The sequence below is a fragment of the Paenibacillus helianthi genome, assembly GCF_001909055.1.
Lineage (GTDB): Bacteria > Bacillota > Bacilli > Paenibacillales > Paenibacillaceae > Paenibacillus_AQ > Paenibacillus_AQ helianthi.
The window spans coordinates 22,207-32,226 of the sequence record NZ_LVWI01000075.1 but is presented as its reverse complement, the minus strand read 5'-3'; the positions used below and the strand labels follow the sequence as shown (position 1 = coordinate 32,226).

9 protein-coding genes are annotated in these 10,020 nt (G+C 49.9%); 4 read left to right on the top strand and 5 right to left on the bottom strand.

The genetic code is table 11. The features are described from left to right. Positions 1–242 precede the first annotated feature (242 nt). A complete protein-coding gene (locus A3844_RS26360) occupies positions 243–1,229 on the top strand; it encodes an IS110 family RNA-guided transposase (protein WP_244169860.1) in 987 nt (328 codons plus the stop codon). 169 nt (positions 1,230–1,398) lie between these two features. On the opposite strand, the gene A3844_RS26355 is transcribed toward A3844_RS26360, so the two are convergent. From A3844_RS26355 to A3844_RS26345, 3 genes are all read right to left on the bottom strand, one after another. Further along, positions 1,399–1,791, bottom strand: coding sequence for a hypothetical protein (locus A3844_RS26355; RefSeq protein ID WP_074109005.1), 393 nt, complete (start codon positions 1,789–1,791; stop codon positions 1,399–1,401). A gap of 160 nt (positions 1,792–1,951) precedes the next feature. After that, on the bottom strand, positions 1,952–2,344 hold the full coding sequence (locus A3844_RS26350) for a tetratricopeptide repeat protein (protein WP_074088301.1): 393 nt from the start codon (positions 2,342–2,344) through the stop codon (positions 1,952–1,954). 85 nt (positions 2,345–2,429) lie between these two features. After that, positions 2,430–3,668 carry an ATP-binding protein gene (locus A3844_RS26345; RefSeq protein ID WP_074088300.1) on the bottom strand — a complete coding sequence of 413 codons (1,239 nt, stop codon included), beginning with the start codon at positions 3,666–3,668 and terminating at the stop codon, positions 2,430–2,432. 286 nt (positions 3,669–3,954) lie between these two features. Here A3844_RS26345 and A3844_RS26340 point away from each other — a divergent pair, with 286 nt between their 5' ends. From A3844_RS26340 to A3844_RS26330, 3 genes are all read left to right on the top strand, one after another. Continuing rightward, on the top strand, positions 3,955–4,722 hold the full coding sequence (locus tag A3844_RS26340; RefSeq protein ID WP_074109004.1) for a DODA-type extradiol aromatic ring-opening family dioxygenase: 768 nt from the start codon (positions 3,955–3,957) through the stop codon (positions 4,720–4,722). Positions 4,723–4,930: 208 nt separating this feature from the next. Beyond that, a complete protein-coding gene (locus A3844_RS26335; protein WP_074100060.1) occupies positions 4,931–7,330 on the top strand; it encodes a putative bifunctional diguanylate cyclase/phosphodiesterase in 2,400 nt (799 codons plus the stop codon). A gap of 104 nt (positions 7,331–7,434) precedes the next feature. Continuing rightward, positions 7,435–7,755, top strand: coding sequence for a hypothetical protein (locus A3844_RS26330; protein WP_074088297.1), 321 nt, complete (start codon positions 7,435–7,437; stop codon positions 7,753–7,755). Positions 7,756–7,781: 26 nt separating this feature from the next. Here A3844_RS26330 and A3844_RS26325 read toward each other — a convergent pair whose 3' ends face one another. Both A3844_RS26325 and A3844_RS26320 read right to left on the bottom strand, forming a co-directional pair. Continuing rightward, positions 7,782–8,909: an SGNH/GDSL hydrolase family protein gene (locus A3844_RS26325; protein ID WP_074109003.1), complete on the bottom strand. Its 1,128-nt coding sequence runs from the start codon at positions 8,907–8,909 to the stop codon at positions 7,782–7,784. 186 nt (positions 8,910–9,095) lie between these two features. Beyond that, positions 9,096–9,989, bottom strand: coding sequence for a sugar phosphate isomerase/epimerase family protein (locus A3844_RS26320; RefSeq protein ID WP_074088295.1), 894 nt, complete (start codon positions 9,987–9,989; stop codon positions 9,096–9,098). Positions 9,990–10,020: the final 31 nt, after the last annotated feature.

Below are 10,020 nucleotides of genomic sequence, written 5' to 3'. Positions count from 1 at the left end.
CCCTTCGTATTATTAGGTCAACCAGAGATTACTGGTTGGCCTTTTTTAATGACCGCTTTACGATGGAAGTAGCCGGGAGAACGTGACAGCCCCTGGGGATAACCCCGAATAACAAACAGTTCTCCCACTACACCCTTCTACCATGTTTGAGCTGGTTGAGGCATCAGACCTCGTATCACACGCGAAGCTGTGGAGTAGGAACCATTGTGGGAATACCGGCGAATTCGAATGAGGAGGAGAAGATGAAACCCGTTATTGGCATGGATGTAGCCAAAGGAAAATCTGTTGCCCAAGCATTTATTAAACGGAATAACCCTTATGGACGCGACCAAGAAATTCTGCATACCCCTAAAGGGTTCGATAAGCTAAAACAACTCTTGGAGGAAATAGAGAAGAAGACGACTCATAAGCCAGTGGTTATTTTAGAACCCACCGGGCATTATCATCGTGTATTGGTGCTCTATTTACAACAGGCAGGATATGAAGTTATTCTCGTCAATCCGCTGCAAGCACAGAGAGCAAGAAGAACTGGATTGCGTAAAGTTAAAACGGACGCATCAGATGCCTGGCATTTAGGGGATCTGTATTACCAGGAAGAGAACTGGTCTGCCTATCCCGGACGAAAAGAAGCGTTGGTGGACTTACAGTTCTTAACCCGAGAGCACGAGTTTATCACAAGCTTGTATGTTCAAGCTAAGCTGAATATGCGCACACTTGTAGATCAGATCTTTCCGAGTTACGAGGGTGTGTTTAAAGATTTATATTCCAAAACGTCCTTGAATTTGCTAGAAGCTTGTCTCACTTCAGAAGGGGTGAAAGCTCAAACTCCAGAAGCTTGGATGGGCATGGTGAAAGCGGCCACCCAGGCTTCACGTTCTGAAGCTTGGATGAACCGCAAGGTAGCAGCGCTACAGAACGCAATCGCGGATAATCCCGTGCAGCGCGTTCCTTATGGTCTGGAGATGGCGCTGCGAAGTCTGCTGACTCTTGTTCGTGAATTTCAAAAGCAACTTGCAGCACTCGAAAAAGTAATCCTGGAGCTGTCAGAGACTCTGGCCGAAGTTCAGCTTCTGGAATCTATCCCTGGGGTCGGAACAAAGTTGGCCACGGCCATTATTTCTGAAATTGGTGACGCTTCACAGTTTCACCATCCCAAACAACTGGTGGCATATGCTGGAATCGATCCAAGTGTCTTCAGTTCAGGGAAGTTTGTGGAGCGATGTATTTAGCGGTAACATGCGGATTACGAGGAGAACTAAACCCTCGTCTCAGGGAGTATTACGACAGAAAAAAGAGTGAAGGAAAGCCCCATAAAGTAGCCGTGATCGCTTGCGCCAACAAGTTACTCCATCACGTGTACGCTATGCTTAAGAAAGGGCAACCCTACACTCTTTAACTTTACATTATCCATAAACTTCCAAATAATGGAGGTTTATTTGTTATGTCTTCAACAGTATAACAAATTTCGGAGGTATCCAAAAGCTGTGCTTGACATACCATTAGCTGGTTTGTTGGTTTCCTAGCATGGCCGCTCTTAAGCCCGCCGGGGCGCACAGGTGCAGAATGAGAGGTACTTATACCTCTCATTCCACCAAATAGCTCAAGTCTGGCAAACTCAGAGGCACTTATACCTCTCATTCCACCAAATAGCTCAAATCCGGCAAACTCAGAGGTACTTATACCTCTCATTCCACCAAGTAGCTCAAGTCTGGCAAACTCAGAGGTACTTATACCTCTCATTCCCCCAAATAGCTTAAATCCGGCAAATTCAGAGGTACTTATACCTCTCATTCCACCAAATAGCTCAAATCCGGCAATTCAGAGGTACTTATACCTCTCATTCCACCAAGTAGTTCAAGTCTGGCAAACTCAGAGGTACTTATACCTCTCGAAGCGCCTAGTCGGCAACCACTGGCATCCCTCTCACGCCTAATGACTTCCCCTCAATTCTTCATTCATCTTCTTCGTCAGAATCCTTATCCGCCGGGGCTTCAGTAGCTTCCTTGCGGCTCCATTCCAGGAACTGTACCGTATCTTCATCTTCAGGGTCCAGCTTGTGCGCAATTTCGAATTCCCGGATCGCATCCTTCAGCTGGTCCAGATAATAGTGGGCGTACCCCACACGGAAATGCCATAACGGGTCCTTCTTGCCCTGGTCAGCCGTCTTCATGAACCATTTCAGCGCTTCTTTATACCGCCCCAGATTGTTCAGCGCTCTCCCCAAATGGGTGGCCAGCTCATCATCAATAAGTATCGTCGGCGTTTCTTTGATCCGGTCTACGATTTCCTGGTATTTGTCCTCCTCATGCCACTTATTTAATTGTGCGATCAATTCTTGTCTCATTCCTTCTGCCTCCTGGTTACGATTTCCTGAGAATTCTATCTTCAATAAATACTTTATCATTTTTGAACAGGGGTCTGCCACAGAGCTAGGTAGGGATGGTGATGAGGAAGGTTGTACCCCTGCCCTTTTCACTCTCCACCTCAATGTTCCCCTTAACCTTATTGATCGTGCTGTAGGCCATCAGCATCCCGAGTCCGGTTCCTTCTTCTTTGGTGGAGTAATACGGCTTGCCCAGGCGTGAGATTTCTTCCTTCGTCATGCCGATGCCGGTGTCCCGGATCGTGATCAGAATGTTTTGCTTCTTCTCCGAGATATCGATGGTGAGGATGCCCCCGTCCTTATCTCTCATCGCTTCAATCCCGTTTTTGTAGAGGTTGATCAGGCATTGCTGGATTTGGTTCTTGTCATAGCTTTTATTGAGCGTGTTGTCGAAGCTGAACTTGACCTCCACCTTGTGGATGGACGCATAGGGCATAATGATGTTCTTGGTGTACTCTGCTTCCGCCTGCATATTGGAGAACACCATATTATCGGATTGCGGCTTGGCAAAAGAGAGATAATCGCTAACGATCTTCTCTGCACGGTTCAGCTCCAGCAACGACAATTGTACATATTCTTTTTCCTCGGGCGTAATGGAAGTTGATTTATTGAGCAGCTGCAAAAAACCGCTGGTCACCGTGAGCGGATTTCGGATTTCATGGGATACACTGGCCGCCAGCTCACTGACTACATTCAGGCGCTCCGACTGGAGAATCCGGTCACGGTTCTTGATATTGGTGATAATCTGCTCGATCAAAATCATGATGATGCTCATCACTACGGCATGTGTCATCAAGGCATAGACCGTGAGCGTCCAAAATTGCTTGTCCAACTTCCCCGTCATCGTCCCCAGAATCATCAGGTAGATTCCCATGGTTAACGTGGCAATAGCTGCTGCCCAGAAGATGCGGCGGTTGGAAGAGCGCTTGATGAAGCGTTTGCTAAAATAAGGCACCAGCAACAGCACCGCCGTTGAGAACAGGAAGGAGGGGAGCGTGCCCGCACCTCCTACATAGAAACGGTAAATATTCATGATTACATATAACGGAATGACGTTCCGGTATCCGCCAAAAAGCGCCACAAGTATAAACGGGATATATCTGAGATCATATATATATCCCATTTCCAGGCGAATAGGCTTGGCAATACACAGAACCATCGTCACGGCGGACATCAGCACAAGCAGCTTGTTATTGTAGGGGTACACTCTATTTTCAAAGAAAATCACTACGATCAAGACTGGAAACAATAAAAACAAGAAATTCAAAAGTAAGGTTTCGAACAAGGCTAACTTCCTCTCAGCTAGTGGTTCTAGTGTACTTATTTCTATTATAAGGAAACTCCAGGAAATTCCCTATACAATTCTCCCGCAATCCAGCTATCCCTATGTAATATGATTATATACAGAAAAAAAAACAAAAGATGGACAGTTCCTTAATAAGTTGCCACTTTTTGACGTTTCAGCATCCATCCCAATAAATAACTTTACGAAATATAATATATAATGTATACTTAATAACATAATGTAAGTAATAATGTGAACCTATTTGATACGAAAAGGAGCGTTTACGATGATTGCCCCCCTCTTTGTTGGTCACGGATCTCCCTTGATGGCGATACAGAATACCCCTTGTACAGATTTCCTGCTCTCCTACGGACAGCAGCTTAAGCCTAAGGCTATTGTCATCTTTACAGCCCACTGGGAAACCGAGGTGCTGACCGTCTCCTCCACGGATGATGTGTATGACATGGTTTATGATTTTGGCGGCTTTCCCGACCAGATGTACCAGATCAAATACCCGGCCAAAGGCTCATCTGCGCTGGCAGCGTCCCTGGCGGACCGCTTCAGGGCCCAAGATATTTCTGTTCAGTTCGATACGAAGCGCGGTCTCGATCACGGGTCCTGGGTCCCTCTCCTGCGGATGTTCCCGGTTCCTGTCTGTCCAGTCATTCAAATCTCCGTTAATCCGTATTTGTCACCGGCGGAGCAGTACCGGATTGGTGAAGCGCTGCGGGGTCTGGATGAAGAAGACATCCTGATTATGGGCAGCGGGGCTACGGTTCATAATTTCCGTACCATGAACCCGGATGCCACGGCTCCTGACCCTAAGGCTGTTGCTTTCGACGATTGGCTGATTGAACATATGCATAAGCATGACTTGAATGCTCTATTCAGCTATGAAGTGCAGGCACCGTATGCCAAGCTGGCTGTACCCCGGCCCGAGCACTTCGTTCCGCTGTACATCACTATGGGGAGCGGCAATCCCGCCCGGACGCCTCAAGAAGTCCACCGGAGCTACGAAATGGGGTCGCTCAGCTACCTCTCGGTTACTTTTTAACCTTGAACACGATGAACACGCATATAAAAAGACCTCCGATCCTACATATACTGTAGATTGGAGGTTTTTTGTCATGATTTTTTCGTATTTTTATCATAAAAGGAGTTTAATCGTCTAATTTATTGTTTATATACGATAAATGTCCTATGAAAAAAGGCCTACATAATTTACCTTTTATATATTATCTACATAACGAAAGAGGTACTCCATGTTATACTTGCAACCCTTGAATATGAACTGGCTGCAATTGGCTCTGGCCCTGCTGGCAAGCCTTGCGTCCTGCACTCTCATTGTCTTCGGAGCAGCTCCCTTCCATAATGACGGCCAAGGCCGGGGGAGGCGGTTCACACGAATGAAGGTGATGATCCTGGGCACCACTGCTTTTAGTGCCTCCCACATCCTGGTGCCTTTGTCGCTTAACCTCCCTCTGGCTCCGAAATATTACATACTGCATCTCTTGTTCACTCTCGGCGGCTGCTGGGCTGCTACTTATTTTGGCATCCGGTATTCCAGCATGCCCCGCAGCCATACAGGACGTCACTTCAGAATCAGTCTGTTGATCGCCGGGACCATTCTGGTGTTCGATTACCTGAATATCATCTTTTTGTTCCGTGAATTTCTGGTCTGGAAGCCCGTACTCGTCTTCATGACTGCAGCTTCCGCCCTCAGTCTGTGTCTCGCCATTCTGCGTGTCCTGGTGATCTCGAACCGCAACCGAGAGCATCAACTATATTCCAAGGCCACGGTTCCAGGCATCTTCCTCTGTGCAATAGGGCTGCTGATGATTCCCCTCCTCTGCGCCTTCTCGGTGATTCCGGTCGAGGATGCCGATCCGGGAAGCTATTTGCATCTGATTCCCTATATCTTGACGCTGTTTATCTGTACAGGCCTGTATATCATCCCGGACGCCTACAGGGACACCCGCCAGGAATATCAGAACCGCAGAATTATGGAGACAGAACAACATTATATGTCACTCTTTGAATACAATCCGGACAGTGTGCTGGCGTTCGATGCCCAGGGTATTGTCACCGGTCTGAACCGTCAGGCGGAGCTGCTCGCCCAGCAGCTAGACCAGGAGCTGGTCGGACGGCACTTCTCGGATCTTTTTGAGGGAGCGTACCATTCACTGGCTCAGCACCATTACCGGCATGTCCTCCGCGGCAAATCCAGTACCATCGAGCTCCAGCTGCGGAACCCTGGTGGTACTATGCTGACCTTCTGGCTCACTTCGCTTCCGATCGTGGTCGAAGACGTCCCAGTGGGCATCTACAGCATTATTAAGGACATCACCAAGAATAAGAAAGACCAGGAAACCATCCGTCATCTGGCCTACCAAGATGAGCTAACCGGGCTTGCCAACCGCCGTTCTTTTCACAATCTGCTGCTTGAGCATACAGCGCAGACCGGCCTCCCTGCTTACCCGTTCACACTGTTCTTCATTGATCTGGACCGCTTCAAACGGATCAACGATTTATTCGGTCATTCCTTCGGTGACAAGGTCATCCAGCAGGCGGCAGGCAAGCTGAAGAACTGTGTGCCCTCTTCCTGCAGCATTGCACGGATGGGCGGGGACGAATTCACAGTGCTGGTTCCCCATCTGCGTACGCGTGCGGAGACGGAAGCCCTGGCAGCCACCATCGTGGGTGAATTTACACATCCGTTTGAAGTGGGTAACCATACTGTGAAATTGTCTGCTTCTGTAGGGATCGCCTGCTTTCCGGAGGATGGCCTTGATGCTGACTCCCTGGTGAAGCACGCCGATACTGCGATGTATAATGCCAAAGAGAATGGCAGCTCCCAGTATCAGTTCTACGATGCGGAACGCGACCAGACCAGTCTGGAACGGATTATTCTGGAGAATGATCTGGAGCAGTCGCTGGACAATGATCAGATCCGGCTGTTCTATCAGCCCAAAATTGATATCCGCAGCGGCGAAATCGTCGGCCTTGAAGCATTAGTTCGCTGGGAGCACCCCATTCTGGGCATGATTCCTCCCCTGGAGTTCATTCCGCTGGCAGAGAAATCCGGCTTCATTATTCCGCTGGAGCAATGGGTGCTAAGAACGGCCTGTACCCAGGTGAAAAAGTGGGAGCGTGAGGGCCGCCAGGTCGTTCCCGTTGCCGTCAATGTCTCGCAGATCCATTTGATGAAGCCGGATATTTTCCAGACAATTATGAGTACCATCCGTGAGCTTGACTTCGACACCCAGCTGCTGGAGCTTGAGATTACAGAAAGTGCGATGATGCACAACGAAGAACATGTAATCAGTATCCTGAATGATCTGCAGGGAGCCGGGATTTCCGTGTCTATGGATGACTTTGGGACAGGCTACAGCTCGCTCAGCTATTTGCAGAGCCTTCCTATTGGCTGCCTGAAGATTGACCGTTCCTTTGTCCGCAAAATCACGACTGACACCGACAGCCGGGCCATCGCCGAGATGATTATCTCCATGGCCAAGCAGCTCGGGCTGACCATCGTCGCCGAAGGCGTAGAGACGATAGAGCAAGTCGCACTGCTCAAGGAGATCCAGTGTTACAACGCACAAGGCTTCTACTACAGCAAGCCGGTAAGCGCAGATCAGATTGAGGGCCAATACCTGGAGTAACTCCCCCTGATTAGGGGTAATCACTTCCAAGAGAGCCTGTCAGCGCAGCCTGCTCCCGGGCTGCGCTGAATAATGGCTGCACTCGTTATTAAGGAGAGATGCAGATGGGCATTACCGGTGTGGAGTATGGCTCTTTCTATTTGCCTGCGGGGAAGGTTGCCCAAATCGCATTACAGATACCCGGGCTTAGGCAGCCTGAACGCGTGGACGAACGGATTGATTTCGAGAAGTGGACCCGTATCCACAACATGGATCTGGATTCCCTCGATGAACAGGAGCTGATCCTGCTGGCCTTTCCAATGAGAGACGATGAGACCTATGAAGAGCTCGTCGACGGGTATCTGCTGCCGCATTTGCAGTCTTTGTTCGATCTGTTTGAAGAAGCGGCGCGGCAGCAGTATGGTCTGGTGTTCAACATCGTCTAAGCCTTAGAGGCTCCATTTAGCGGGGACTATCTCGGCAAAATCTCATGCAAATATCCGGTCAACGCTTGGGCTGCCCGTTCATGGGCCAATACACCGGGATGGGTTCTGGACCCTACAGTTTCAGCTGTTGTATTGGGAAGCTGGAATACCGACACCCGTCTGTCACCTGTCTTCCTCATATAGCTGCTGACCGCACGGTGGATCGACGGCATCATCGGTATGCCCAGCATGCCGTAGGCCCATACGATGTGGGCCTTTTTATTATTTTTCCGAAGTGTACCCAGAAAACGTTCAACTGCTTCCTCAAAGGCCGCCAAATCCTCTTCGTTATACGTTCCGTCTTCATGGAGCCGTTGCTTATGCGTTTCCCCGGTCGCTTCATCCCTCCATGCCGGAGATTGGAATGCGCCGCCATCATTGGTGCCCAGATTCACCACCACCACGTCCGGCTGCCAGTCCTCAAAAGCGTTCGCTGTATGTACCCCTAACGCTTCATTCCTCTCACCCGTCAGCATCCCGCATACCTGCTCATAATACCTTGGAATATTGCAATGCGGATTGTTATCCCAGCTTGTGAGCACACCCCAACCACTCTGGGAAATCACCCGGTAATCGGCATTCAGCGCCTCTGCTGTCATTGCCGTGTAGTTGTAGGTGGCGCTGAACCAGGCAGGAATCCAGTCTTCCTCCGCCTTGGCGCCTACCGTACCCTCTCCTGAAGTAATACTGTCACCGATAAACTCCATTTTATAGGGCTTGTCCGCAACCGGAAGAAATTCCCCATCCCCCTTCACCGCATGGATCTGCAGCAGGCACGCGGGATCTTCGCTCATCGCCTGGACCTCTTTGACCACCCGCACATTTTTGATAGCGTTCTCATTCATACCTCTAAATACACAAATCCAGTACCGGCCTGCGGTCAGCATTTGTCTGCTTACAGGGACCGAATTAATCAGAATGCTAATCCACGGCTCATACACCTCATAGTCCGCCTCAACCTCAATCCACAGCTCTGAGCCCTGTACATTGAATTCAACAGCACTCCCCGTCCAGAACAGGGTTAACGGAGCAAGTGCTCCTGTGGTTCTTCCATGGACTTTTACATGCGCTACAGCAGACAGCGGCTGTGTCTTTAAACGTTCTTGTGTGGTCATTGGTTGCCCTCCCAAAATTTCCTTCTCTCTTGGATTATAGCAATTTCATTTGGATACCATGAAGATTATTTCCAAGCAAAAGACGGCTGCGCCTCCTTCACAAGAAAGGGCAGCCGTTTCCATGTTCACCCGGACTTCAGGATCTCCAATACAGTAAATCAGCCTAGTCCGCCGCTTAGCCCTCGCCTATGCCCGGAACCTCTTCAAAAACTCAACAGCCAGGCGGATATCCGCCTCCGGATTGCTGCCGACTTCGCGCTCAATCGTCAGATACCCTTGGTAGCCGATATCGTTCAATGCCTGAAGATAACCGTTCCAGTCGACACCTCCCGCTCCCAGCGGCACTTCGCGGAACGCCGAACCGGACTCTGCCATCTCCGCGATTTTCTCATGGTCCAGCTCCGGTGCTTCATAACCGTACTCTCCGTATACATCGCGCGGATCGATATTAGCCAGCTTGACGCCATCCTTCGCATGGGTGTGCACAATGTAGTCTTTCAGGGTATGAACACCCTGCACCGGATCATCTCCGGTCACCATCACCATATTGGCCGGATCGAAGTTAACCGACACCCCTTTGGAACCCAGCCCGTCCAGGAACATTTTCAGATGCGCGGCAGTCTCCGGCCCGGTTTCGATCGCGAAGTAAGCATTCATCTCATGCGCATACCGGCTTAGCTCCTCACAGGCTGTGTGCATCGTCTCATAGATTTGACTGTCCTTGTTCGGAGGAACGATCCCGATATGCGTGGTCACGATGTCTGTGCCCAGTTCCTTGGCCAGCTCCATGATACGCTTCGACTTGTCGATTTTGGCGCGGTTCTGCGCAGGGTCCTGGAAGCCGTGCCCTCCCAGATCGCCGACAAGAGCCGAGATTTCGAGCCCGAGCGAAGCGATATATTCCTTCCATTCGCGGCGGGCAGCCGGAGACAGATTAGCAGGATCGAATTCACCCTGTACCGCATAGATCTGCACCCCGTCCGCGCCTGCTTCTTTTGCCTTGCGCAAGCCCTCCTTCACCCCAACCTGAAAGCTGTCTACGATCACGCCGATTTTATTGCTGATGACAGGTGTCGCCATGGCGGTAATCCTCCTCCTATTTGAGTCATTT

Bases quoted from the DNA above. Each gene is read 5' to 3' on its own strand.
- A3844_RS26340 (WP_074109004.1), top strand. From the start codon at position 3,955: ATGATTGCCCCCCTCTTTGTTGGTCACGGATCTCCCTTGATGGCGATA.
- A3844_RS26320 (WP_074088295.1), bottom strand. From the start codon at position 9,989: ATGGCGACACCTGTCATCAGCAATAAAATCGGCGTGATCGTAGACAGC.
- A3844_RS26355 (WP_074109005.1), bottom strand. From the start codon at position 1,791: ATGAGAGGTATAAGTACCTCTGAATTTGCCGGATTTAAGCTATTTGGG.
- A3844_RS26360 (WP_244169860.1), top strand. From the start codon at position 243: ATGAAACCCGTTATTGGCATGGATGTAGCCAAAGGAAAATCTGTTGCC.
- A3844_RS26330 (WP_074088297.1), top strand. From the start codon at position 7,435: ATGGGCATTACCGGTGTGGAGTATGGCTCTTTCTATTTGCCTGCGGGG.
- A3844_RS26325 (WP_074109003.1), bottom strand. From the start codon at position 8,909: ATGACCACACAAGAACGTTTAAAGACACAGCCGCTGTCTGCTGTAGCG.
- A3844_RS26350 (WP_074088301.1), bottom strand. From the start codon at position 2,344: ATGAGACAAGAATTGATCGCACAATTAAATAAGTGGCATGAGGAGGAC.
- A3844_RS26335 (WP_074100060.1), top strand. From the start codon at position 4,931: ATGTTATACTTGCAACCCTTGAATATGAACTGGCTGCAATTGGCTCTG.